General features: G+C 66.5%; 19 protein-coding genes. 7 read left to right on the forward strand and 12 right to left on the reverse strand.

Features of this window, described 5'->3' with window-relative positions; all coding sequences use genetic code 11:
- Nucleotides 1-32 precede the first annotated feature (32 nt).
- Together F3J44_RS01165 and F3J44_RS01170 are read left to right on the forward strand one after the other, a co-directional pair.
- Entirely contained in the window at nucleotides 33-1,085 is a 1,053-nt protein-coding gene (locus F3J44_RS01165; protein WP_167270106.1) for a Gfo/Idh/MocA family protein, read from the forward strand.
- Nucleotides 1,086-1,109: 24 nt separating this feature from the next.
- On the forward strand, nucleotides 1,110-1,925 hold the full coding sequence (locus tag F3J44_RS01170; RefSeq protein WP_167270108.1) for a sugar phosphate isomerase/epimerase: 816 nt from the start codon (nucleotides 1,110-1,112) through the stop codon (nucleotides 1,923-1,925).
- 126 nt (nucleotides 1,926-2,051) lie between these two features.
- Here F3J44_RS01170 and F3J44_RS01175 read toward each other — a convergent pair whose 3' ends face one another.
- The 5 genes from F3J44_RS01175 to F3J44_RS01195 all read right to left on the reverse strand — a co-directional run bounded on the left by F3J44_RS01175 (nucleotide 2,052) and on the right by F3J44_RS01195 (nucleotide 8,177).
- Nucleotides 2,052-3,377, reverse strand: a complete 1,326-nt coding sequence (locus F3J44_RS01175) for an MFS transporter (protein ID WP_167270111.1) — start codon at nucleotides 3,375-3,377, stop codon at nucleotides 2,052-2,054.
- Between the two features lie 161 nt (nucleotides 3,378-3,538).
- The gene (locus tag F3J44_RS01180) at nucleotides 3,539-5,215 is read right to left on the reverse strand and encodes an FAD-dependent oxidoreductase (protein WP_167270114.1); all 1,677 of its coding nucleotides are present in this window, start codon (nucleotides 5,213-5,215) and stop codon (nucleotides 3,539-3,541) included.
- 134 nt (nucleotides 5,216-5,349) lie between these two features.
- On the reverse strand, nucleotides 5,350-5,670 hold the full coding sequence (locus tag F3J44_RS01185) for an NIPSNAP family protein (protein ID WP_167062187.1): 321 nt from the start codon (nucleotides 5,668-5,670) through the stop codon (nucleotides 5,350-5,352).
- Nucleotides 5,655-7,364: an FAD-dependent oxidoreductase gene (locus F3J44_RS01190; RefSeq protein WP_167270116.1), complete on the reverse strand. Its 1,710-nt coding sequence runs from the start codon at nucleotides 7,362-7,364 to the stop codon at nucleotides 5,655-5,657. The genes F3J44_RS01185 and F3J44_RS01190 overlap by 16 nt, the downstream gene beginning before the upstream one ends.
- 3 nt (nucleotides 7,365-7,367) lie before the next feature.
- Nucleotides 7,368-8,177 carry a shikimate dehydrogenase gene (locus tag F3J44_RS01195; protein ID WP_167270118.1) on the reverse strand — a complete coding sequence of 270 codons (810 nt, stop codon included), beginning with the start codon at nucleotides 8,175-8,177 and terminating at the stop codon, nucleotides 7,368-7,370.
- Between the two features lie 142 nt (nucleotides 8,178-8,319).
- On the opposite strand from F3J44_RS01195, the gene F3J44_RS01200 reads away from it, so the two are divergent.
- The gene (locus tag F3J44_RS01200; RefSeq protein WP_167270120.1) at nucleotides 8,320-9,090 is read left to right on the forward strand and encodes an IclR family transcriptional regulator C-terminal domain-containing protein; all 771 of its coding nucleotides are present in this window, start codon (nucleotides 8,320-8,322) and stop codon (nucleotides 9,088-9,090) included.
- Nucleotides 9,091-9,647: 557 nt separating this feature from the next.
- Here the strand turns inward: F3J44_RS01200 and F3J44_RS01205 are convergent.
- Complete coding sequence (locus F3J44_RS01205) at nucleotides 9,648-9,986, reverse strand: hypothetical protein (RefSeq protein ID WP_205299614.1); 339 nt, start codon at nucleotides 9,984-9,986, stop codon at nucleotides 9,648-9,650.
- Nucleotides 9,987-10,200: 214 nt separating this feature from the next.
- Between F3J44_RS01205 and F3J44_RS01210 the strand changes: the two genes are divergently transcribed.
- The 4 genes from F3J44_RS01210 to F3J44_RS01225 all read left to right on the forward strand — a co-directional run bounded on the left by F3J44_RS01210 (nucleotide 10,201) and on the right by F3J44_RS01225 (nucleotide 17,587).
- The gene (locus F3J44_RS01210; RefSeq protein WP_240158159.1) at nucleotides 10,201-13,437 is read left to right on the forward strand and encodes an efflux RND transporter permease subunit; all 3,237 of its coding nucleotides are present in this window, start codon (nucleotides 10,201-10,203) and stop codon (nucleotides 13,435-13,437) included.
- Entirely contained in the window at nucleotides 13,430-14,596 is a 1,167-nt protein-coding gene (locus F3J44_RS01215; protein ID WP_167270124.1) for an efflux RND transporter periplasmic adaptor subunit, read from the forward strand. The genes F3J44_RS01210 and F3J44_RS01215 overlap by 8 nt, the downstream gene beginning before the upstream one ends.
- Nucleotides 14,580-16,013 (forward strand): efflux transporter outer membrane subunit, encoded by a 1,434-nt coding sequence (locus F3J44_RS01220; protein WP_167270126.1) that lies wholly within the window; start codon nucleotides 14,580-14,582, stop codon nucleotides 16,011-16,013. The genes F3J44_RS01215 and F3J44_RS01220 overlap by 17 nt, the downstream gene beginning before the upstream one ends.
- A 164-nt stretch (nucleotides 16,014-16,177) precedes the next feature.
- Nucleotides 16,178-17,587, forward strand: a complete 1,410-nt coding sequence (locus tag F3J44_RS01225) for a PLP-dependent aminotransferase family protein (RefSeq protein ID WP_167270128.1) — start codon at nucleotides 16,178-16,180, stop codon at nucleotides 17,585-17,587.
- Here the strand turns inward: F3J44_RS01225 and panB are convergent.
- The 6 genes from panB to F3J44_RS01255 form a co-directional block, all read right to left on the reverse strand.
- On the reverse strand, nucleotides 17,575-18,390 hold the full coding sequence (gene panB, locus F3J44_RS01230) for a 3-methyl-2-oxobutanoate hydroxymethyltransferase (RefSeq protein ID WP_167062163.1): 816 nt from the start codon (nucleotides 18,388-18,390) through the stop codon (nucleotides 17,575-17,577). The genes F3J44_RS01225 and panB overlap by 13 nt on opposite strands.
- 110 nt (nucleotides 18,391-18,500) lie before the next feature.
- Nucleotides 18,501-19,796 carry an FAD-binding oxidoreductase gene (locus F3J44_RS01235; RefSeq protein ID WP_167270130.1) on the reverse strand — a complete coding sequence of 432 codons (1,296 nt, stop codon included), beginning with the start codon at nucleotides 19,794-19,796 and terminating at the stop codon, nucleotides 18,501-18,503.
- A gap of 50 nt (nucleotides 19,797-19,846) precedes the next feature.
- Nucleotides 19,847-20,269 carry a RidA family protein gene (locus F3J44_RS01240; protein WP_167062157.1) on the reverse strand — a complete coding sequence of 141 codons (423 nt, stop codon included), beginning with the start codon at nucleotides 20,267-20,269 and terminating at the stop codon, nucleotides 19,847-19,849.
- A 31-nt stretch (nucleotides 20,270-20,300) separates the two neighbouring features.
- Nucleotides 20,301-21,440 carry a tyramine oxidase subunit B gene (locus F3J44_RS01245; protein WP_167062154.1) on the reverse strand — a complete coding sequence of 380 codons (1,140 nt, stop codon included), beginning with the start codon at nucleotides 21,438-21,440 and terminating at the stop codon, nucleotides 20,301-20,303.
- A gap of 181 nt (nucleotides 21,441-21,621) precedes the next feature.
- Nucleotides 21,622-22,932, reverse strand: a complete 1,311-nt coding sequence (locus F3J44_RS01250) for a hypothetical protein (RefSeq protein ID WP_167270132.1) — start codon at nucleotides 22,930-22,932, stop codon at nucleotides 21,622-21,624.
- 183 nt (nucleotides 22,933-23,115) lie between these two features.
- Entirely contained in the window at nucleotides 23,116-24,603 is a 1,488-nt protein-coding gene (locus tag F3J44_RS01255; RefSeq protein WP_167270134.1) for an aldehyde dehydrogenase family protein, read from the reverse strand.
- Between the last annotated feature and the right edge of the window lie 244 nt (nucleotides 24,604-24,847).

Genomic DNA, 24,847 nt, shown 5'->3' on the forward strand with positions numbered 1-24,847 from the left:
TTCATTCACAACAATGACAAGAGGACACCCCGTTGAACCCACCCCTGCGAATTGCCTTGATTGGCGCCGGCATCATGGGCCGCCAGCACTACCATCACCTGCGCCGGCTGCCCAACGCGCAGTTGTGCGCCGTGGCCGACCCCGGCCCGCAGGCCGAAGCCTTCGCCGCTGAATGCGCGGTGGCCTGCTTCGCCGACCACCGGCAGATGCTGGAGCAGGCCCGGCCCGAGGCGGTGATCGTTGCCAACCCCAACAACCTGCACGTTGCCACGGCCCTGGACTGTGTCGAGGCGGGCGTGCCGGTACTGGTGGAAAAGCCGGTGGGGGTGCACCTGGATGAAGTCCGTGCGCTGGTTGAGGCCTCGCGCCGCTGCGCCGTGCCGGTGCTGGTCGGCCACCACCGGCGGCACAACCCGCTGATCGCCAAGGCCCACCAGGTGATTCGTGAAGGCAAGCTGGGGCGGCTGATCAACGTTACTGCGCTGTGGCAACTGCAAAAACCCGACAGCTACTTCGAAACGGCCTGGCGCCGTGAGCCGGGCGCGGGCTTTCTGTTGACCAACCTGATCCACGACCTCGACCTGCTGCGCCACCTGTGCGGCGAGGTGGTGCAGGTGCAGGCTTTCACCCGCAACGACGTGCGCGGCTTTGCCAACGAAGACAGCGCGGCGGTGCTGCTGCAGTTCGCCAACGGCGCCCTGGGCAGCCTGACCGGTTCGGACGCGGTGGCCGCACCCTGGAGCTGGGAGCTGGACTCCGGTGAAAGCTCGGTGTACCCACGCCAGGACGGCCAACCCTGCTACCTGCTGGCTGGCACCCAGGGCGCCTTGAGCATTCCGCAGCTCAAGCGCTGGCATTACGCCGAGGCAGGTGCGGGCTGGCACACGCCGCTGCTGCAAAGCGATGAACCGATTGCGGCGGGCGAGGCCCTGACCTTGCAGCTGCAGCACTTCATTCGCGTGGCCCGCGGTGAAGAAGCGCCGCTGATCGACGCCGCCGACGGCGGGCGTACCCTGGCCCTGATCGAAGCGATTCGCCAGGCCGCCGAAACGGGCCGGGCCTGTGCGCCCCAGCCGATTGCCTGACCGTACTTGCCCAGGACAACACCCATGACTGAACGATGCTTTTCCCTGGCGGCACTGACCGTGCTCGAACTTTCCCCGGCAGACATGGTGGAGGCCGCCGCCCGCGCCGGCTACAGCCACGTCGGCCTGCGCCTGGTGCCGGCCACCGAGCAGGAGCAGCACTTCCCGCTGGTGGCCGATGCCAGCCTACGCCGGCAAACCCAGGCGCGCCTGCGCGACACCGGCATCCAGGTGCTGGATTTGGAGATCCTGCGCCTGAAACCGCACACCTGCGTGGCCGATTTCGAACCGATTCTTGCGGTAGGTGCCGAGCTGGGTGGCACCGAGCTGCTGGTGGCCGGCAACGACCCGGATGAGGCGCGGCTGACGGAGCGCTTTGCCGAGCTGTGCGACCTGGCCGCAGGCTTTGGTATTCATCCGCACCTGGAGTTCATGCCCTGGACCGATGTGCGTGACCTGCGCCAGGCCATGCGGGTGGTGAGCAACGCCGACCGGGCCAATGCTTGCGTACTGGTGGACGCCTTCCACTTCAACCGCTCGGGCTCGTTGTTGAGCGACCTGGCGCAGTGGCCTGCGCAGCGCATGCGTTATGCCCAGCTGTGTGACGTTGCAGGCCCGGTGCCGGATGACATGGACGAGATCCTGCGCCAGGCCCGTAACGAGCGACGCTTCCCGGGGGAGGGCGATGCCGACCTGCTGGGCCTGCTGCGCACGCTGCCGCCAACCGTGCCGCTGAGCCTGGAAATCCCCACCCGGCAGTTGCTGGAGCAGGGCATCAGCGGTGAGCAGCGTGCGCGCCTGGCATTGGAAAAGGCCAAGTCGGTGTTGGCTCGCCTCTAGCCCCTATCGCGAGTTGCGCGCCCGGTAGGAGCGAGCGAAGCTCGCGATGCGCCGCTCGCGGCGCGCGATCCCCAGGCGAAAAAAGGGCCCGTCAGGGCCCCGTAGAGGTAAGCGAAAAAACCAGGATCATTGGCCTTCGAGCTTGCGCGGCGCCATGAAATACAGCCAGATCAGCGCCAGGAAATACATCGCCGGAATCATGCTGAACAATACCGCGTAGTTGTTGTGGGTAGCGGTGAGCACACTGCCGACGATCTGCGTCATGAACATCCCACCCACCGCCGCGCACATGCTGGCAAAGCCGAACACCGTGCTGATGAGGTGCTTGGGCGTATAGTCCATCACCAGCGCCCAGATATTTGCGGTCCACGCCTGGTGCGCCCCCACCGCCAAGGCGATGGCCAGCACCGCCACCCACAACCCACTGGCGTGGGCGGCGAAGGTCACGCTGACCATGGTGCAGGCGAACAGCAGCATCGACACCAGGCGCGCCGTGGTCGCACGCATGCCCCGGCCAATCAGCCACGACGAGAGAATGCCGCCACCGATGCTGCCAAAGTCAGCGGTCAGCCAGATCAGCATCAGCGGGATGCCCATCTGGGTCACGCTGATGCCGAGGTTGTACTGTTGGTTCAGAAACGGCGGCAGCCAGTACAGGTAGAACCAGAACACCGGCGCGGTGATCGAGAAGGCCACGGTGAATGCCCAGGTGCCACGCATGCCAAGGATGCGGCTGAACGGCAGGCGCGGCACCTCAGGCTCCACTTCCTGCTGGATGTATGCCAGCTCACTGTCGCGAACGCTGGGGTGGTCTTCCGGGTTGAAGTATTTCAGGCCCCAGAACACCAGCCACACCAGCCCCAGGCAACCCATGGCGATGAAGGCTGCCTGCCAACCCCAGGCGGCCAGGATCAACGGCAGCAGCGCAGGGGTGAGCATGGCGCCGACGTTGGTGCCGGCATTGAACAGGCCGTTGGCGATGGCCCGTTCGCCAGCAGGGAACCACAAACGCACGGTTTTCACGCAGGCCGGGTAATTGGCCGCTTCGGTCAGGCCAAGGATGAACCTGCACACCATGAAGCCTGCCGCCGAGGTGGCCAGGCCATGGGCGCCGGTGGCCAGGCTCCAGAGCAGCACGGCAATGAAGAAGGCGCGCTTGACGCCAATCCGGTCGATCAGCCGGCCCTGTACCAGGAAGCCGACGGCGTAGCCCACCTGGAACCAGAAGTTGATGTTGGCGTAGTCCATCGACGTCCAGTGCATGGCCTCGGCCAGTACCGGTTGCATGATGCCCAGTGCGGCACGGTCGATGTAGTTCAGGGTGGTGGCGAAGAACACCAGGGCGAGCATGCCCCAGCGGGTTTTGCCGACGGCGAAGGCGCCACGGATCTTGTCGCCGATGCCGCCAGAAGGCAGGCGCGGGACGGCGGTGGTGAGCTTGGAGTGGTTCATATCCTGGTCGTTTCTTGAAATTGTAATGAACGGCGTTTTCTCGAACGTGACCTGGCCCCAGGCAGGGGGTACACGCAAGGCCGGTGCATGGTGCGCAGTGAATCGGCCACCGTCAATTCGGGTGTGGGGCTATTGTTCGGTTACCGAACAATAGCGCGCCGTCAAGATTGGCCTGCCAAGGCCCTGCCGGCCAGGTAGCCAAACGTCATGCCTGGGCCGAGAGTGATGCCACCACTAGGGTAATGCCCGCCCATCACGCTGTGCATATCGTTGCCGACGGCGAACAGGCCGGGTATCGGTTGCCCGGCCTGGTCGAGCACGCGCGCCGCGGCGTCGGTGCGAAGGCCGGCGAAGGTGCCCAGGCTGCCGGGCAGCAGTTTAACGGCATGGAAGGGGCCTTCGCGCAATGGCCGCAGCGATGGGTTCGGGGCGTTCAGCGGGTCGCCCTGGGCCTGATTGTAGGCCGAGGCGCCGCGCCCGAAGGCCGGGTCTTCACCGTGGGCGGCGTGGTAGTTGAAGTCGGCCACGGTGCGCTGCAGTTGCGCCGCATCGATGGCGCAGCGCTCGGCCAGCGCTGCCAGGGTGCGCGCACTGTGCAGGTAGCCGCGCCGCTGGTAGAACGCCGTTGAAAACGGAAAAGGCTTGGCCCAGCCGATGCCATGGCGCCGCTGCGCGGCATGGTCGCAGATCAGCCAGGCTTCGGCAGGCTCGCCAGCGGGCGTGGCGGCGAACAGCGCGTTCATGAAGGCGTGGTAGCAGTCGGCCTCGTTGACGAAGCGTCGGCCGTCGCGGCGCACGGCGATGAAACCGGGCTTGGCGCGGTCGATCAGGTGGGGGAAATGGCCGACGCTGCCATCACGGCGCAGCACCTGTGAAACCGGTGCCCAGGCCCCGGCATGGGCCAGGTCGATGCCCACACGCCCACCGGCCTGCTCGCCCAGGCGCAGGCCGTCACCGCTGTTTTCCACGGGCGCGGCACTGTAGTGCCGCTGGCCATCGGGGGCATGGGGCATCAGTTGGCCAATGCGCGCACGGTCATGGGCAAAGCCGCCGCAGGCCAGCACCACGCCGCGGTGGGCGAGGATGCGCTGGCCACCGGCGAACTGCGCGCCCTGCACAGGCCCTTCGCCGAGCAAGTGCGTGGCCGCCAGCCCAGTCAGCAGCGTCACGTTCAGGTCCAGGGCACTGCGCAGCAGGCGTGCAACCAGGGCGTTGCCGTTGACCAGTTGCAGGCCACGGCGGTGCAGCAGCAGGTCGCGGCCATGGCGCAGCAGGCGCTTGCCAACGTGCAGCGCGGCCTTGGGCGAGTGGCGGGCATTGAAGAAGGCGGCCATGTCCGCACCCCCGGCGATGCCCATGCCGCCTAGGCTGACGATGTCCAGCGGTGGGCGCAGCTTATGTATCCATGGCCCCAGCCTGCGCCCGTCGAACGGCAAGGCGCACAGGGCACGGCCACCGCGCACGCTGCCATCGCCGTCGTACATGTCTGGCAGGGTGCTGGCGCAGTGGAACTGCACGGCGGTGTGTTGCTGGAAGAACGCCACCATGTCCGGCCCATGTTGCAGGAAGGCGCGTTGGCGCGGGCACAGTTCGCGGGCATGGGCCTGGGCGCGCAAGTAGCGTTGCGCTGCGTCGGGTGCTTCAACCAGGCCTTGGGCGATGGCCAGCGGGTTGCGTGGAATCCACAGCCAACCGCCTGACCAGGCACTGGTGCCGCCCAGTTGCCGGGCTTTTTCTGCGACGACCACCTTCAGGCCGTGGTGCGCGGCAGTTACCGCCGCCGCTAGGCCCGAGGCGCCGGAGCCGATCACCAGCACGTCGCATTCAAGCGCTTGCATATCAGATCCTCAAAAAATGGGGGTGTAGGAGCGACCGTAGGTCGCGATAGGGGGCCTCTGCTTTTAGCGTGGGTGCCAATATCGTTGGGGCTGCTTCGCACCCCATCGCGACCTTTGGTCGCTCCTACGTTCAGTTATTGCAGGGGGGAGAAGGGGGTGGGGCGTAGCAGCCGGGACTGCAGTTGCAGCACGGCACCCAGCTCGCGATTGCGGCGGGAAAACTCCGCCCAGCGCGGGTCGGCCGCCATGGCTGCACGGCGGGTCATGCGCTCGTCGAGGCTGGCGTAGGCCCACAGGTGCACCACCTGGTTGACCTCGCCGAACTCGCTGGTGAAAAAGCCCACCAGGTTGCCCAGGTGCTCACGCTGCACCTGCAGCGCATGGCTTTGGTACAGCGCCAGCCAGTCGGCCATCTTCAGCGGGTCGAGGGTGTAGGTTCTCAGTTCGTAGTACATGTGGGAGTCTCCGTTTGCAGGCGGGTGGCGATATGGCTGGCGGCCAGCCAGCCAAAGGTCAGGGCAGGGCCCAGGGTGATACCGGGGCCGGGGTAGGTGCCGTTCATCATCGAATTCATGTCGTTGCCCACCGCGTACAGGCCGGGGATGGGCGTGCCGCAGCGGTTCAGCACGTTGGCCTGGGCATTGGTGACCAGGCCGCGGGCCGAGCCAAGGTCGCCGGTGTGCAGGCGAATGGCGTAGAACGGCGCCCGGGTCAGCGCTGCCAGGCACGGGTTGGGCTGGTGCTGCGGGTCGCCCATGTAGCGGTTGTAGCTGTTGCTGCCTTTGCCGAATGCGCGGTCCGCGCCGTTGCGGGCATCGGCGTTGAAGTGCTCCAGGGTCTGGGCCAGGGCGTGTGGGTCGGCGCCGATGGCTTGGGCCAAGGCCGCAACTGTATCGGCCCGGTGCAGGTAGCCCGCCTCGATCAAGGCGCGGTTGTCCACCGGCTGCGGCCGGGCCAGGCCCAGGCCGTAGCGGTTCATGGCCTGGGCATCGCAGATCAGCCAACACTCACCGATGCCATTGGCGAACATGCGCTGCACGAAATGGTGGTAGGAGTCGGCCTCGTTGACGAAGCGGCGGCCGTTCGCGGCCACCGCGATCACCCCCGGCTTGGCCCGGTCGGTCACCAGGTGCGGGAAGCGTTCGCGGCGGCCATCGGCATGCTGCAGCTCGGATACCGGGGCCCAGAAGAAATTGGCCGCCAGGCCTTCGCCCTCGGCGGCATCCAGCGCCTGCCCCAGGCGCAGGGCGGCGCCGTCGTTGCCGGCCGGCGACATGCTCAGGTGCAGCGCACCGGTGCTTGGCCGGTAAGTGGCAGCCAGTGCCCCGGCGGCGAAACCGCCCATGGCGCAAATCACCCCCCCGCGTGCCAGCACCTGCTCGGTACGCCCTTCACGGAGCACCTGCACACCGGTCACTACCCCCTGCTCGACGATCAGCGCCTGGGCCTCGCTGCGCAGCCACAGCTCGGCGCCATGGGCGAAGGCGCTGCTGGCCAGGCGGGCGATCAGTGCGTTGCCAGTGGTCAGCCGAGTGCCACGGGGGTGGTGCAGGCGATCGCGGGCGTAGCGTGCCATTAGCTTCAGGCAATGCCACAACGAGGCTGGCGAGCGGCGCAGGTTCAGAAAGTGCTGGATGTCTACCCGGTTGACCATCATGCCGCCGAACAGCAGCATGCCGGGCGGTGGCATTGCCAGGTCCTTGAAGCGTGTACCCAGTTGGCGGCCGTCGTACTCGACCATTTCCAGCGCCCGGCCGGACTCGGTGGCGCCGGGCAGGTCGGGATAATAGTCGGGCGAGTGCGGGCGCAGGCTATAGCGCAGTTCGGTGTGCTGTTCCAGCCAGCGCAAGGCGTGCTGGCCCTGTTCGATGAAGGCGTCCACCAGCGCTGGGTCGTAGCCGGCGCCGATCACCTGCTGCAGGTAGGTGCGCATGGCGGCGGGGGAGTCCTCGACGCCCGCGGCGCGGGCCTGGTCGGTGCCATGCAGCCACACCGCGCCGCCAGAGATCGCCGAGGTGCCGCCGAAGGTATCGGCCTTCTCCACCAGCAGCACCTTCAGCCCACGGCATGCTGCCGTGGCTGCGGCGGCGAAACCTCCGGCGCCGCTGCCGAGTATTACCAGGTCATAGATAGGCTCAGGTCCGGGCATGGGTCAGATCTCCAGCGGCGTCACGCCCATGAAGGCGCCCAGGTGGCCCAGTTGGGCGAAAGCCATGTGCGCGCCGGTCTGCACCGGGCAGCCGCGCTGGCGGGCCAGGTGCAGCAGCGGGGTGATTTCCGGCGAGGTGACCACGTCGGCCACCAGCGTGGTGGGCTGCAGCGTGCCCAGGAGCTCAACGGCCAGCGGCAGTTCGGCGCTTTCGCCCATGCCCACGGGCGAGGCATTGACCACCAGGTCGAAGCCCTCCAGCGAGTGGTAGTGGGTGGTGATCTGCAGCCTTGGGAATGGCTTGCCGAGCACGTCAGCCAAGGCGCTGGTGCGGCTGGCGCAGGCGTCGGCCAGGGTGACCTGGCCCAAACCGGCTTCTGCCAGGGCATAGGCGATTGCGCTGCCGACCCCGCCACAGCCCACCACCAACGCGCTTTTGCCGCTGGGTTCGAAGCCGTGTTGGCGCGCGGCAGCGAGGAAACCTGCACCGTCGACATTGTCGCCCAGCAGGCGGCCATCGCGTTCACGGCGGATCACATTGACCGAACCCAGTGCCGCTGCACGCGGGCTAAGTTCGTCCACTTGCGTGGCCAGGGCCTGCTTGTACGGTACGGTGACCACGCAGCCACGCAGGTTGTGCCAGCCACGCAAGGTGTCGGCGAAGGCGCCCAGGGCCGTACCCTGCAGGTCGATGGGCAGCATCGCCAGGTCGTGGTGGTGGTGGCTGAACCAGGTGTTGAAGTTTTCCGGCGACTTCACCTGGGTGATGGGGGAACCGACGATGGCGACCAGTTCAGTCGAGCCTCGGATCATGCTGACCTCCGTTATTGCTGTTGTTGTGGAGGCCAGCTTGGTGTTTGGCGGCGCAGGCAGCAATGCGCATGTCGCGGGTTTGATGCGATAATCGCAGTGCTATGGCGATTATCGAATCAATTGCCTTTTACGAGTCGACCTGATGACCCAGCCTGAGATCCACCCCCGCGACTTGATAGCCGGCCTGCAGAAGGGCCTGGCGTTGATGCAGCTGTTCAGCGCCGACCAACCGCGCTTGAGCGTGCCCCAGGCGGCCAGGCTTTCGGGCCTGACGCCCAGCGCCACGCGGCGCTTTCTGTTGACGCTGGTGCATGAAGGCTTCGCCGAAACCGACAACCGCCATTACTGGCTGACACCCAAGGCGCTGCGCATCGGCCAGGCTTATGTGGACTCGGCGCAACTGCCGCGTATGCTGCGCCCGATCGTCGAGCAAGTGGCCCGGCAGACCCAGGAGCATGTGTCGGTGGGTACCCGCGACGGGGACGAGATCATCCACCTGGTGCGCAGCCGCTATAGCCATGTCAGCTCGCTGTCGATCCGGCCGGGGTCGCGGGTGCCGATGTATTGCACGGCCAGTGGGCGCCTCTGGCTGGCGTGGCTGGGAGAGGCCGAGCGTGAGGCGTACTTTGCGCGCACGCCGTTGTGCCAGCTGACGCCTTATACGCAGACGGACAGGGGCTGGCTGGAGGAGGAGATAGGGCGGGTGAGGGACCAGGGCATGTGCATCGTCGACCAGGAATACGAGATCGGCATGCGTGTGCTGGGTGTACCGTTGTTCGATCGCGGCGGTCGCTTGCAGGCGACCCTGACCATCACCACCCACGCCTCGCGGTTGAGCCTGGACGAGATGCGCCTGCGTTATCTGCCAACGCTGTATGAGGCCCAGGCGTTGCTCAAGCCGGTGCTGGGTTGAGCTTGGGCTTGGGGCTGCTTTGCAGCCCATCGCGACCTGCGGTCGCTCCTACCGGGGACCGCGCTCGACCGCCGAACCGGTACACGTGGGACCGCGCCCGGGCGCCGAACCGGTACACATGGGACCGCGCCCGGGCGCCGAACCGGTACACATGGGACCGCGCCCGGGCGCCGAACCGGTACACATGGGACCGCGCCCGGGCGCCGAACCGGTACACGTGGGACCGCGCCCGGGCGTCGAACCGGTACACATGGGACCGCGCCCGGGCGCCGAACCGGTACACGTGGGACCGCGCCCGGGCGCCGAACCGGTACACGTGGGACCGCGCCCGGGCGCCGAACCGGTACACGTGGGATCGCGCCCGGGCGCCGAACCGGTACGCATGGGATCGCGCCCGGGCGCCGAACCGGTACGCATGGGACGGCGCCTGGCCGCCGCGCTGATGCGCGGTGCATCGGGCACGCGCGGTCAATGTAGGAGCGACCAAAGGTCGCGAAGGGGCGCAAAGCGCCCCCAAAAAAGCCACGAAAGTTAAACCAAAGTTAAAACCGCGCGAACTATCCTGCCAAGCAATCAATATCCGGCGAATGCGCAACCGGTTTATCCGCGCTGTTGTAAAGTGTCAGCGTATATTCTTGCCCAAGGCTACTTTCCACCAAGGTATAACGTTTACCAACCTTAAAGTCCTTATACGTCACATCCACCCGGCAGGTACTGCCGTCGCTGTCCCCGCTACCCTCCACGAACAGCGTTGCGCCCAAGGTATGTTGGCCTTTGGGCACTTCGAAATAGCGCCCGTCATCCAGGCGTTTGCCATCGAGCGTTTCCGCCATCAAGGTGGTTGTCGGCTCCTCCCGCAAACCCACCCAGGCCTCGTCCGGGCTGGCCTTGGGCATTGGCCCGGCACAGCCGCCAAGCACCCCGAGTACCCCTAGAGCGGGGAGTAGCGAACCCCACCTGGCGCAAATCCTGATCCCCATGTAACCCTCTGACTGCAGCTGCGAATGATTCGCATAGGATGGCAGCAACCCGCTTCGCTGCAAGTGAATACAGCCGCCATTTTTCCTTAAAATACTTTAATGGAGGTTTAACCGTTCGTCTGGAAAGTCCATGGAAGACTGCGCCCCGTTCAACTTTCAGGGGCGCACCATGCTCGGCTTGGTCAAAACGGCACTGCACAAACCTTATACATTCTTAGTGCTGGCGATCGTCATCTGCATCGTCGGCCCACTGGCGGCAGTGCGCACGCCAAGTGATGTATTTCCAGACATCGGTATTCCGGTCATTGCGGTGGTCTGGCAATACGCGGGGCTGGCCCCGGATGCCATGTCCGGCCGGGTGATCTACACCTACGAACGGGCCCTGAGCACCACGGTCAACGACATCGAACACATCGAGTCGCAGTCGTTGCCGGGCATGGGCATCGTCAAGATCTTCTTCCAGCCCAGCGTCGATATCCGCACCGCCAATGCCCAGGTCACCGCCGTGTCGCAAACGGTGCTCAAGCAGATGCCGGCCGGCATCACGCCGCCGCTGATTCTCAACTACAGCGCCTCGACCGTGCCCATCCTGCAGATGGCGTTTTCCAGCCCCACCTTGTCCGAGGCGCGCATCCGCGACCTGGTACAGAACAGCATTCGCCTGCCGCTTACCGCCGTGCCCGGCCTGTCGATGCCGACCCCCATGGGCGGCAAGCAGCGCCAGATCACCCTCGACCTCGACCCCCAGGCCCTGGCGGCCAAGGGCCTGTCGGCCGAAGACGTGGCCAATGCCCTGGCCGCCCAGAACCAGATCATTCCAGTGGGCACGGCGAAGATCGGCCGTAACGAATTCACCGTGCTGTTGAACAACAGCCCCAGCGCCATCGATGCGCTCAACGACCTGCCGGTGAAGGTGGTCGACGGCGCCCAGATCACCCTTGGCCAGGTGGCCCATGTGCGGGACGGGGCGCCGCCGCAAACCAACATCGTGCGCGTCGACGGCCGCCGCGCGGTACTGATGCCTGCGCTGAAGAACGGCAACAACTCGACCCTGTCGATTGTCGACGGCATCCGCGGCATGCTGCCGCGCATCAACGAAACCCTGCCGCCGGCACTCAAGACCTCGCTGTTGGGCGACGCTTCGACCGTGGTCAGGGAATCGGTGGGCAGCGTTGCCCGCGAGGGCATCATCGCCGCCTTGCTGACCAGCGCCATGATCCTGCTGTTCCTCGGCAGCTGGCGCTCCACCCTGATCATCGCCGCCTCGATTCCGCTGGCGGTGCTGGCGGCCATTGCCTTGCTGGCGGTCAGCGGGCAGACCCTCAACGTGATGACCCTGGGGGGCCTTGCGCTGGCGGTGGGCATCCTGGTGGACGATGCGACGGTGACCATCGAAAACATCAACTGGCACCTCGAACAAGGCAAGACGGTCAGGCAGGCGATCCTCGATGGCGCCCAGCAGATCGTCGGCCCCGCGTTCGTGGCGCTGTTGTGCATCTGCGTTGTATTTGTTCCGATGTTCATGCTCCAGGGCATCGCCGGATACCTGTTCCGGCCCATGGCATTGGCAGTGATGTTCGCCATGGGGAGCTCTTTTATTCTGTCGCGTACCCTGGTGCCGACCCTGGCCATGTTCCTGCTCAAGCCGCACCGGGTGGAGCAGGGCGAGGGCCGGCACCCAGAGGACGCCTACCTCAACCACCACGAAGGCGACAAGTCGGCCAACCCACTGGCGCGCCTGCAGGCCGGCTTCGAGGCAGGCTTTGCCCGGCTGCGCGATGGCTACCAGGGCCTGCTGGAGCTGGCCCTGGCCAACCGCAAGCGCTTCCTGCTGGGCTTTCTTGCCTGCGTGCTGGCCAGCTTCGCGCTGCTGCCCACCCTGGGTGAGGACTTCTTCCCCGAAACCGACGCCGGGGCGATGGCCCTGCACGTGCGCTTGCCGCTGGGTACGCGTATCGAAGAGAGCGCGGCGGCCTTCGACCGCATCGAAAGCCGAATCCGCGAGGTGCTGCCAGCCGACGCCGTGGCGTCGATCATCGACAACATCGGCCTGCCCATCAGCGGCATCGACATGGCCTACAACACCAGCGGCACGGTGGGCCCGCAGGATGGCGATATCCAGGTGTCGCTCAACCCAGGCCATGGCGCCACCGCCGATTACGTCAAGCACCTGCGCGAGGTACTGCCCGACAGCTTCCCTGGCACTACCTTCGCTTTCCTGCCGGCAGACATCAGCAGCCAAATCCTCAACTTCGGCTCGCCAGCGCCGCTGGATGTGAAAATCTCAGGCCCCAACGACGCCGCCAACCGTGCCTATGCCGCAGAACTGATGCGCCGCCTGCAGCACGTTCCGGGCATTGCCGACCTGCGCCTGCAGCAGTCGGAAAGCTACCCGTCGCTGCAGGTGAACGTCGACCGCAAGCGCGCAGCCGAACTGGGCATCACCGAGCGCGACGTGACCGCGAGCCTTGGCGCGTCACTGGCCGGCACCTCGCAAACGGCCCCCACCTATTGGCTGAACCCGGCCAATGGCGTGTCGTATTCGGTGGTTGGCGCCACCCCACAGTACCGCATGAGCAGCATCGCCCAGCTGCAGGCGCTGCCGATCACCGGCAGCAACGGCCACAGCACCGTACTGGGTGGGATCGCCAGCCTGGCGCGCACCGACACCGCCGACGTGGTCAGCCACTACAACATCACCCCCACCCTGGACCTGTACGCCAACGTCCAGGGCCGTGACCTGGGCGGCATTGCCGCCGATATCCAGCACCTTATCGACGCTACCGCCCAGCTGCGCCCCAAAGGCGCCACCGTCAGCCTGCACGGCCAGATCACCGCGCTGCATGAAGCCTTCCACGGCCTGGGCCTGGGGTTGCTCGGCGCGGTGGTGCTGATCTACCTGCTGATCGTGGTCAACTTCCAGTCCTGGGTCGACCCGTTCGTAATCATCACCGCGCTGCCCGCTGCCCTGGCCGGTATCGTCTGGATGCTGTTCGTCACCGGCACCACGCTGTCGGTGCCGGCGCTTACCGGGGCGATCCTGTGCATGGGCGTGGCCACCGCCAACTCGGTATTGGTGGTGAGCTTCTGCCGCGAGCGCCTGGCCGTGCATGGCAACGCCGTGAAGGCCGCCATGGAGGCTGGTTTCACTCGCTTTCGCCCGGTGCTGATGACCGCCCTGGCGATGATTATCGGCATGTTGCCGCTGGCCCTGTCCCAGGAGCAGAACGCGCCCCTGGGCCGGGCGGTGATCGGCGGGCTTGTCGTCGCCACCTGCGCGACCCTGTTGTTCGTGCCCGTTGTGTTCAGCCTGGCCCACCGCCGCTCAACCCCTCACGCTGTCGTTGGAGAAAACCTGCATGCCTAGCCGTTCCGTGGCCGATCGTCGGCGCTTGTTGCTCATGGGGGGCGCAGGCATGGGCCTGGCCGCCCTGGTCGTTGCATTCGGGGTGCATGCCCGCCAGCACCAGGCCGCTGCCGTGCAAGCCTGGACCGAAAGCCGGGCTCTGCCTGCCGTGGTGACCTTCACCCCGTCGATGAATGCCGCCGGTGAAACCCTGAGCCTGCCGGCGCACCTGCAGGCCTGGAACATGGCCCGGGTCAACGCCCGGGTCAGCGGTTACCTCAAGCACTGGCAGGTGGATATCGGCACGCAGGTCCAGGCCGGCCAGCCGCTGGCGGAAATCGACAGCCCCGAGCTTGACCAGCAACTGGCCCAGGCCAAGGCTCGCCTGGCTCAGCACCGGGCCAGCGCGTCGCTGGCGCAGAGCACCGCAGCGCGCTGGCAGCACCTGTTCGCCAGCCATTCGGTGTCGCGCCAGGAGGTGGACGAGAAGGTGGCCGCCGCTGCCGTGGCCAGCGCCGATGCCGAAGCGGCCCAGGCCGACTATGCACGGCTCGAAGACCTGGCGGCGTACAAGGTGATTCGCGCGCCGTTCACCGGCACCATCACCGCCCGCCATGCGCAGATCGGCCAGCTGATAAAGGCCGATAGCGACAACGCCACCTCGCTGTTCGACATCGCCGACACCCGCCGCCTGCGCTTGTACGTGCCGGTGCCGCAAACCTATGCCAGCCAGATCCTGCCCGGCATGCAGGTGCAGTTGTCGGTGCCCGAGCGCCCCGGCCTGCACTACCCGGCAGCTTTGCTTGGCACGTCCACGGCCGTGGACCAGGGCTCGGGCACGCTGCTGGCCCAATACGCGGTGGAAAACGCCAACGGCGCCTTGCTGCCCGGCGACTACGCCAGCGCCCGTATTACCCTGCGCAGCGATGCCCAGGCCGTGAGCATCCCCGCCAGTGCGTTGATCTTCCGCGCCCAAGGGCCGCAGGTGGCCGTGCTGGATGGGCAAAGCCGCGCGCACCTGCGCAGCATCCACATTGCCCAGGACCTGGGCAGCACGCTGATCGTCGACCGTGGCCTGGGGCTGAAGGATCAGGTGGTGGACAACCCGCCCGACGCCCTGCGCGACAACGATGCCGTGCGCAGCGTGGCCCCGGGAGGTGCCCATGCACCGTCGGTTTAAACACGGCGGGTGGCTGCTGTGCCTGGCCCTGCAGGGCTGCTCGCTGGCACCGCACTACAGCGCGCCTGAAGTGAACCTGCCTGCGCATTATGGCGAGCGGGTAGGGGACTGGCAGCAGGTCGACAGCGGGCGGCCGTTGCCAGGCGCCTGGTGGACCCTGTTTGGCGACCCGCGCCTTGATGACCTGCAGCGCCAGCTGGCGGCGTCGAACCCGACCCTGGCGGCGGCGTTGGCCCATTACCAGGCTGCCGAGGCCTATGCCCAGGGCTTGCATGGCGGGCTGTGGCCCCAGGCAAGCGCGAGCGCCACGCCGCTGCGCCAGCGCCAGTCCGACCACCGGCCCCTGCGCGGCGACACCCAACCTTCGGTATACGACAGCGACACGGCAGGGCTGAGCCTGAGTTTCGACCTTGACCTGTGGGGGCGTTTGCGTAACCAGGCCGCCGCCGGCGATGCCGCGGCCCAGGCCTCGGCGGATGACCTGGCCGCTGCGCGCCTGAGCCTGCAGCGCCAATTGGCGGTGCTGTACGTGCGCGCCCGGGGCCTGGATGCGCAGCGGCAGTTGCTGGAGCACGGTGTGGACGACCGCAGCCGCCTGCTGGCGCTGATTCAGAGCCGCTACCAGGGCGATATTGCCTCCGAGCTGGACCTGGACCGGGCGGCGGCCAGGCTGTCAGAAGCCAAGGCTGCACTGGATGACGTCATCGCCCAGCGCACCCTGGCGCAACACGCCATCGCCGAGTTGGTGGGGGCCTTGCCCGGCGACCTGGCCCTGGCGCCGAACCCGGCGCCGGTCGTTGCCCCGCCGGTGCCGGCTGATCTGCCGGGCAAGCTGTTGTTGCAGCGGCCGGATGTCGCCGCCGCCGAACGGCGTGTGTTTGCTGCCAATGCCAACATTGGCGTAGCCCGCGCGGCCTGGTACCCAGACTTCAGCCTGAGCGCGATGGCGGGCGGGCAGACGCAAGGCGCTGGCAACCTCCTGGCTGCCGCCAACCGCTACTGGGCCGTTGGCCCGGTGCTGCAGTTGCCGGTGTTCGACGGCGGGCGCCGCTCGGCCGACGAGCGCCGGGCCAAGGCCGAATTCGACGCAGCGGCCGCGGCGTACCACGGCAGGGTGCTGCTGGCCGTGCGCGAGGTCGAGGACAACCTGGCCCAGGTGCGTGACCTGGCGCGCGAAGCCGGGGATGTGCAGCTGGCGGCGCAAGCAGCGGGCAACGCCGAGCAGATGGCCCTGCAGCGCTATCGGCAGGGCGCTGTCAGCCTGCTGGATGTGCTGACGGCTCAGTTGGATGCGTTGCAGGAAAAGCGCACCTTGCAGGGTTTGCAGACCCGCCAGTTGGAGGCGCGTATCGGGCTGATGGCGGCGCTAGGAGGCGGCTGGGGCGCCTCGCCACCCCCTCACCACAATCCCCTGTAGGAGCGAGCGCAGCTCGCGATGGGCTGCAAAGCAGCCCCGGTGTCATCAGCCGCGAAGCCAAAAACCCCTGGGGCCGCTGCGCGCCCCATCGCGAGCTGCGCTCGCTCCTACCGGGGCGGTGGCTGGTGTAATCTGGCCGGGCCTAACGGAAACGATGATCGCGTATGGATACCAGGAACGTCGTCAAACCCCGCTACACCTACCAAGCCGTGTACCGCTACCTGCTCGACTCGATCGAGGCCGCCCCCCGCGACACCGAGCAGCGCCTGCCGTCGTTGCGCCAACTGGCCCAGCGCCTGAACGTCTCGGTGTCCAGCACCAAGTATGCCTATGCGCTGCTGGAGGACGAAGGGCGGGTCTACGCCCGCCCAAAACTGGGCTACTTCACCCGGGTGAGCAGCACGCCGCTGCACGCCGTGCGCACTTCGAGCCTGCTCGACACGGTGTATGCCAGTGCCCGACAGCCCGGCATGCTGGCCCTGAGCAGTGATGCACCCGCCCTGTTGCGGTCGCTGGAACAACCGCTGCTGATGATCGAACGGGAACTTTCCAGGCAGTATCCGCGTACCCAGGCGCCGCTCTACCAACCCTTCGGCGAGCCGGAGCTGCGCAGTGTAATGGCTGCGCGCTACACCTGCTCGGCGCACCGCAGTTGGCAGGCCGAGCACGTGTTCATCGGCTCCGACCTGCGCAGTGTGCTGGAACTCTCGCTACGGGCGCTGGACCTCGAAGGCAAGGTGGCGTTGGTCGAATCACCCTGCAGCTGGGCGGTGCTCAGGCAACTGCAGGCGGCACGCATGACCATCATCGAACTGCCGCTGGGGGAAGACGGCCGTTTCGATTTGCAGCAGCTGCGCCAGTTGCTGGCCCGTGAACCGGTACACCTGGCGGTATTGTCGTCAACGGCGAACATGCCGCACGGCGGGCAGATGCCTGCGCAAGACAAGCAGCAGATCTGCCGCTGGCTGGCCCAGCATCAGGTGTGGTTGTTCGAGAACGACGGCTATGGTGATCTGTGCTTCCAGGCCGATGCACCGCGCTACCGCGACCATGCCGACCCCAATCGCCTGCTGGTGTTTTCCACCTTCGACAAGCTGATCGGCTCGGAGGCGCCGTTTGCCTACCTGCTGTGTCGGCAGCACACCGGGCAACTGCAGCAGCTGTTCCTGGCGCGCGCCTTTCGCTTATCGCCAATCCGGCAGAAGGCCATTGCCAGGCTGTTCAGCTTGCACCGTGTCGAGCAACACGCGCAGGTGCTGCGCACCCTGTTGCGCGAGCGCATGCAGCACATGAAGGCACTGCTGGACACCCATGGCCAAGGCTGGTTGCGGTGCGTCGAGCCGCAGGGCGGGGCAAGCTTCTGGCTCGAAGCGACACGGCCGGTGGACATGCGCCGCGTGTTCGAACGGCTGCTGCAGCAGCGCATCGTCATTGCCCCCGGGGCGCTGTTCAGCCAGCGTGGCTTATGGCGCAGCCACCTGCGCTTGTGCTACACGCTGGACTGGAGCAAGGACATCTCTCACGCACTGCAGTGCCTGGTAAAAGCCATCCAGGCCGAGGCTCAAACGCCGTAGCAGTGACGCCTTTCAGGGAAGGCCCCGGCACGCACATCGTCAGCGAACCGGGTACAGGCCTCACGCATCACCTGCGCGACGTCGGCATATTGCTTGACGAAGCGTGGCACCTGTTCGCCGCCCAACCCCAGCAGGTCTTCGGTGACCAGTACCTGGCCATCGCAGGCCGGTGATGCACCAATGCCAATGGTGGGTTTTTCACAGGCTTCGCTGATGGCCCTGGCCACCGGTTCCGCGACCCCTTCGAGCAGCAGGCTGAACGCGCCGGCCTGCACGTTGGCCTGAGCATCGGCGCGCAATGCAGCCGCACTGGCCGGGCACAAGCCCTGGGCCTTGTAGCCCCCCATCAGGTTGACGAACTGCGGCATCAGGCCAATATGCGCCATGACCGGAATGCCCCGGGCGACGAGAAACGCCACGGTGCTGGCCAAGGCCTGGTTGGATTCGAGCTTGACGGCGTCGCAACCGGTGCTGGCGAGCACCTGGGCGCAGTTGCGAAAGGCCTGCTCGTGGGATTCCTGGTAGCTGCCGAAGGGCATGTCGGCGATCACGCAGGCCAGCCGCGTGCTGTCCACCACTGCCCGGGTGTGGGCGATGGTTTCGTCCAGGCGCATGCCCAGCGTCGAAGGGCGGCCATAGCCGACCATCGCGGTGGAGTCACCGACCAGGATGAAGTCGACCAAGGGGTCGATCACCTGGGCAATGCTGCTTGAGTAGGCGGTCAGCGCCACGATCTTTTGCTGGCCTTTCATGGCCACCAGCTGGGGGACGGTCAGGCGTCGGTTGCGGGTATGCGTGCTCATCGAAGTTCCCTGGTGAGGTGAAGCGGCACCAGGGATTATCGAGCCGGCGTTTGCGAATTCAATGCACAGCAATCGGGTAAAAACCAACCCAGGCGCGGTGGGCAAGCCGCTTAGGCGAACCGCTCGAATCGATAAGGGCTTGGGTCGATCAGCGGTGTGTGCTGCGCCACCAGGTCGGCCGCCAGCTGCCCGGCGGCAGGCGAGGTGCCGAAGCCATGGCCGGAGAACCCGGTGGCCAAGGTCAGCCCTGGCAGGCTCGGTACCGCTCCGATGACCGGGTTCGAATCGGGCGTCACGTCGATGGTGCCGGCCCAGGCCGAGGCGATGCGCGCCTGCTCGAACACCGGCCAGGCCGCCCGCAGGTTGCGCAGCGCTTCGTCGTTAAGGGCCGTGTTGGCCTGAGGGTCCTGCACCCGCACGCGCTCGAACGGTGTGACATCCACCGCCTTCCAACGCCGCGCCAGGGCCAGGTCCTTGAAGAAATACTTGCCCAGGCTGATCTTCAGGATATCGCGCTGGGCCTTCAGTTGCGGCAAGTAGCGCGTGCCCAGCAGCACATGGTCCCAGGTCAGGAAGGCGTCCAGCTTGCCGCGCTGGGTAATGATGAAGCCGCCGTCCTTGTGCTTGCGGAAGGAAAAATCCGGTGCCCCCACGGCAATCTCGGTTGGTCCGGCCATGGCTTCGGTGCGTAGCACCGAGCAGGTCAGGGGCAGGGTCGGCAGGTCGATCTTGAGGTTGCCGAGGAACTTGCGCGACCACAGGCCACCGGCCAGCAGCACCTGGTCGCAGCGGATCTCCCCCTGCTCGGTGACCACGCCACTGACCCGCCCAGCGCTGGTCTGCAGGGTGCGCACCGCGCAGTGCTCGACGATCACCGCCCCCTTGGCTTGGGCCGCACGGGCGATGGCGCTGGCGGCCAAGGTGGGTTCGGCGCGGGCATCGGAGGGGGTGTACAGGCCGCCGGCCCATTCACCGCGCCCGCCGGGCACCAGGCGGGCAATTTCGTCGCGGCTCAGCAGGCGCGAATCCAGGCCCAGGTGCTCGACGCTTTTCAACCAGCCCTCGTGCATGCCCATCTGCGCATCATTGCGGCCGACGAACATGATCCCAGCCTGGCGGTAACCCACGTCGCTGCCCACCCGCTCCGGCATCCCGGCCCACAGGCGGTCGGCCGCCAATGCCAGGGGAATATCGTCGGCATGGCGGTTGGTCTTGCGCACCCAGCCCAGGTTGCGCGAAGACTGCTCCCCGGCGATGCGGCCCTTTTCCAGCACCACCACCGGGATGTTGCGTTCGGCGAGGGTCAGGGCGGCGGTCAGGCCGATGATGCCGCCGCCGATGATCACAACCGTGGTCGCGTCGGGGTGGCGGGGGCTGGTGTGCACAGGGTCGATGACAGGAGACATGGCGTTACTCGGTGGCTAGTGGCTCAAGGGGCGGTGGCGGCGGTTTGCCGTCACTGGCCGAGGCGGATGTACTTGACTTCGGCGCGGGAGGCGCCGCGGTAGGCGGTCACCTCCAGCTCGACCTTGTACACGGTGGAGCCCAGCGGCGGGCAGGTGACCGTGGTGGCCGGGTCGATGTTGCGGAATTTCTGCCCGATCACCTCCATCACTGCCGGCACGTCCTCGGGTTGCTGGATGAACACGCGCGAACTCACCACGTCCGCGAGGCTTGCGTCCACCGCCGCCAGGGCGGTTTCGATGTTGGCGAACACCTGGTGCAGCTGTTCGATGACGTCGTCGGCGATCAGCTGGGTTTGCGGGTTGCGCCCGGCGGTGTTGGACACGTGAATCCAGTTGTCCACCGCCACCAGGCGGGAATAGCTGGCCATGTCTTCGAACTTGGAGCCGGTTTTCAGTTTGATGATCTGGGTCATGGGAGTACCTTCGATTAAGGGCAAGAAAGGGTCAGCTGAGAACCGGGGTTTCCCAGAGGTTGAGCTTTACGCCAATGCCTTGTTCGATGGCATTGCGGTAGATCACGGTACCCCAGGCCACGTCTTCCACTGGCATGCCGCCGACCGACATCAGGATGATTTCCTCATCGTTCAGGCGACCTGGCGCTTCACCGGCAATGATCTTGCCGATGTCTTCGAGTTGCGCGGGGTCGAGCGAGCCTTCGGCGATCATGTCCATGAACCGCACGCCAACCAGCGGCACGTAGTTGTGGGCAGGCTTGGGCAGCTCCTCGAACCAGGCTTCGTAGAGGCCGGTGTTGTCCACCACCTTGCGCACGTCGGCCTGCTCCATGCCAGCGTCGATGCTGCACGGGGCCGGCATGGCCAGGAAGGCGCCGGGCTTGACCCACTCGCGTTTCACCAATGGGTAGGCGGACGGGTCGCCGACTTCACCGGAGCTGCAGTAGCTGACCAGGTCGGCGTCACGCACCACCTCTTCGAGGGTTTGCACCACGTGGATGTTGACGATCTGCGGGAAGCTGCTTTTCACCCAGCTGACGAAGGCATCCAGGTTCTTCTGGCCACGGCCCTTGATCTTGATCGTGTCCACCTGCGGGCACACGGCCATGAACGCGGCCACGGTGGTCTTGCCCATCACGCCTGGGCCGGCCAGGCCGATCACTTTCGAGTCCTTGCGCGCCAGGTAGCGGGCGCCAACACCTGGAATGGCGCCGGTGCGGTAGGCCGACAGCAGGTTGGCCGACATGTGCGCCAGCGGCGCGCCGGTGTCGGCGTCGTTCAGGGTGAGCATCAGGATCGAGCGCGGCAGGCCCTTTTCCCGGTTGGCGATGTTCGAGCCGTACCACTTGGCGCCTGCAGTCTGGAAGTTGCCGCCGAGGTAGGCGGGCATCGCCATCATGCGCCGGTCTGCGGTGGGCTTGGGCATGCGTGGGAACGGCGAGTGCTCGGGGAAGGTGATCATCGCGCCGTGGGAATCGCTGTTCGGCCCGGCCATGCGGTAGTCGCCGTGGTAGAGCAGGCCGAACATTTCCTCCATGGTGTCGACGCAGGCGGGCATGTCGGTCACGCCGGCACGGATCATGTCCTGCTCGGAGAGGTAGATGAAGTCGATACGGGTGTCGAAGGTCATGGCGGATCTCACTGCGCAGGCGGTGCACAGGGCACCGCCGTATTCGGGTTTTGTTGTTGTGGCGAACTAGCGGGAAGCTGCTGTGCAGTGTCGCTAACGACTGGTCGGTCGTCTTGTGTGAGCCTGCCAGCCCAGTTGTCACTCCCTGCCAAGGCGCGTTTTCGCCAGCCGCCGGTTTTTCTCAGAAGGGCACGGCCACGGTGAGTTGGCTGTAGACGTTGGTGCCGTTGCCACCGACCTGGTTGCCGCCGTTGTTCTCGCCCTTGCGCGGCTGGTACAGGCCCACCAGCGGGCTGATGACCAGGTGCTCGCTGACCGCCCACTCGGCGTAGAGGTCCAGTTCGCGGGCATCGAGGTTGAGGCTGTTGCGGGTGCGCACGGTGTTGAAGTCGAAATACAGTGCGCCCACGGTGAGGTTTTCCAGCGGCGTGGCCTTCAGGCCCACATGGTGGATACCGGTATTGCTGTTGAACGGCCCGGCGTAGTTGGCCGCGACTTCGCCCTGGAACCAGGTGCCATAGCCGCTCGACAGGCCACTGAACAGGGGGTCCCACTCGGCGGAGTAGCGGGTGTAGCGGTAGGTCAGCTGTGGCGCCCAGGGCAGGCTTGCGAAGGTGTAGCCGGCTTGCACGTACCAGCCTTGCTCCGGGCCGCCGCGTTTGTCCTGCCAGGCATACTCGAAGGCGAAACTGGCGTTGTCGATGCCGGCGTTGCCCTCACCGCGCAGGCTGTACACGTTCATGCCTTCGCGGGCCTTCTGGAAGTCGCTGGCCCATTGGTCGGCGACGTCGATGCCGTGGACCCAGGTCAGGCCCAGGGTGCCCAGGGCATGGGTGTAGTCCAGGGTGCCGGCCGCCAGTTCGGTTTCGGCCTGGGCGCGGTTGTCGGACTTGAGCCACAGCAGGCTGCCGTGCAGGCCGTCGTGGCCGCCCAGGCGCAGCACGGCGGTACGGTCGAAGGCATGGCGGGCGGCCAGGTAGTAGGCGCCGCCACGGTCCAGCGCACCGCCTGCCACGCCATTGCCCAGGTTAGGCCCATCGTCGTTGATCAGGAAACCGCTGCCCAGGCGCACCACCTGGCGGCCGGCGGATACATCCACGCCGTCCTTGCCCAGTTGCGGCAGCAGGTCGGCGGAGCGCCAGCCCAGGTAGGCGTCCTCGATCTTGGTGGTGCGTTCGCTGCCATCGGTGTTGCCGGCGGCATCACCATCGCCCCAGGTGGCGGAGCTGACCCAGTTGAGGGCGCCGTACAGCGTGCCGTTACCGGCCAGGCCCTGGTCGCCGCTCAGGCCATACTTGATGAAGCCCTCGCGCCAGGTCGAGCCGCCGGGCACGCCGTCGTAGTTCCTGCGGCTGTTGAACATGCCCCACACCGCCAGCATGTCGGCGTTCAGGTGGCTGTCATCGTCGGCGTACAGCTCGTAGGCCGGCGCGGCCTGGCTGGCGAGCAAGCTCGCCAGGGCCAGGGTCGACAGCGTTTGCGATTTGCGCATTGCAGTTTCCCTCGTGTTGTTATTGTGTTGGCAACAGCTTCTGATGTCAGCGCATCGCCTTTGTAGGAGCGGGCTTGACCCGCGAAGCAGGCAACCCGGTGGATGGCACCGGCTATGCCGGTGTTCGCGGGGCAAGCCCGCTCCTACAACAAGGGCGGGGCAAGCCTGTTCCTACTGGGCTTTTCAGTAGCGGATCATCACCGACTTGAGCTCGGTGAAATCGTCGATGAACGCCGAGCCGAACTCGCGGCCGATGCCCGAGGCCTTGATGCCACCGAAGGGCACTGCAGGGTCGAGCAGGGTGTGCATGTTCACCCACAGGGTGCCGGCCTGGATTTCCGGGATCAGGCGCATGGCCTTGCCCAGGTCGTTGGTCCACAGGCTGGCGCTCAGGCCGTAGGGCGAGGCGTTCATCAGGTGCAGCAATTGGTCTTCGTCGTCGTAGGGCAGGAAGGTGGCCACCGGGCCGAAGGTTTCCTGGTTGAGCAGGGTGTCATTGACCGATTTGGCAAGGATCACCGTGGGTTCGACGAAACAGCCCGGGCCATCGCCAATGCGCCCGCCGTGGATGATCTGGCTGCCCTCGGCGCGGGCCGTGGCGAACAGCTCGGCGAGTTTTTGCTGGTGCGGCTTGTTCGCCACCGGCCCGAACTGCGTGGTTTCGTCCAGCGGCGAGCCGACCTTGAGCTGGCCCAGGCGCTGCGACAGGGCTTCGAGCAGCGGGTCGAGCCGCGAGCGGTGCACGTAGAAGCGCTCGCCCGCCGCGCAGATCTGCCCGGAATGCAGGAAGCCGGCTTCGATGATGCCGTCCACGGCCTTGTCGGTGGCAACGTCAGGCAGGAACGCCACGGCATTCTTGCCACCCAGTTCCAGGGTGGCGCGGGTCAGCTTGGCGCCCATGGCCGCCTGGCCCACCGCAATGCCAGTGGGCACGGAACCGGTGAACGACACCTTGTCGGTGCCGGGGTGTTCGATCAGCGCCTTGCCCACGTGGCCGGCACCGGTCAGCACGTTCAAGGCGCCCGCCGGCAGCCCGGCTTCGCTGGCCAGTTCAGCGATGCGCAGCAGGGTCAGCGGGGTAAACTCGCTGGGCTTGATGACGATGCTGCAGCCGGTGGTCAGCGCCGAGGCCAGCTTCCAGATGGCGATCATGGTGGCGAAGTTCCACGGCACGATGCCCACCACCACGCCGATCGGCTCGCGCAGGGTGTAGGCGCTGTAGCGCTCACCGGCGAACGAGGGCAGCGACGGGGTGATGGTCTGGCCGGTGATCTTGGTTGCCCAGCCGGCGTAGTAGCGCAGGAAATGCGCGGCTTGTTCCACTTCGAAGGCGCGGGAAATGCCGATCAGCTTGCCCGATTGCAAGGTTTCCAGCTGGGCCAGCTCCTCACGGTGGGCCTCCAGCAGGTCCGCCAGCCGCAGCAGCACCGCGGCACGTGCGGCGGGGCTGCTGCGCGACCAGCTGGCAAAGCCCTGGCGCGCCGAGGCCACGGCCTGGTCGACGTCGGCCTGGGTGGCATCGGCGATGTGCGCCAGGGTTTGGCCATCGGCCGGGTTGCGCACCGGGATCGTTGCGCTGCCCTGGCTGGGCACCGTTTGGCCGTGGATGAACAGGCCATGCTCGCGGGCCAGGAAGGCGCGTACGGAAGGCAGAAGGGCGATGTCGCTCATGGGAACTCCTGGGGCAGAGGAGGCGGGCCTGTCGGCCGCCAAAGCCCAGGAGCATAGTGAGATGGGCGCGGGCGTTCTTGCGCCCCCGTGACAGCGGCATGACTCTGCCTGCCAGCGCCTTGTCGCTGGCAGGCAGCAACAAGGGCGGCGGCAGCCATTGGCAAGACGCCATGCCCGCCCAGGCGCACAGTAAGCCGGCCAGGAGGCAAGCGACAGCCATGCGTGCAGGGAATTGCCGCGTTCA

Source organism: Pantoea sp. Tr-811 (assembly GCF_011752535.1).
Classification (GTDB): Bacteria; Pseudomonadota; Gammaproteobacteria; order Pseudomonadales; family Pseudomonadaceae; genus Aquipseudomonas.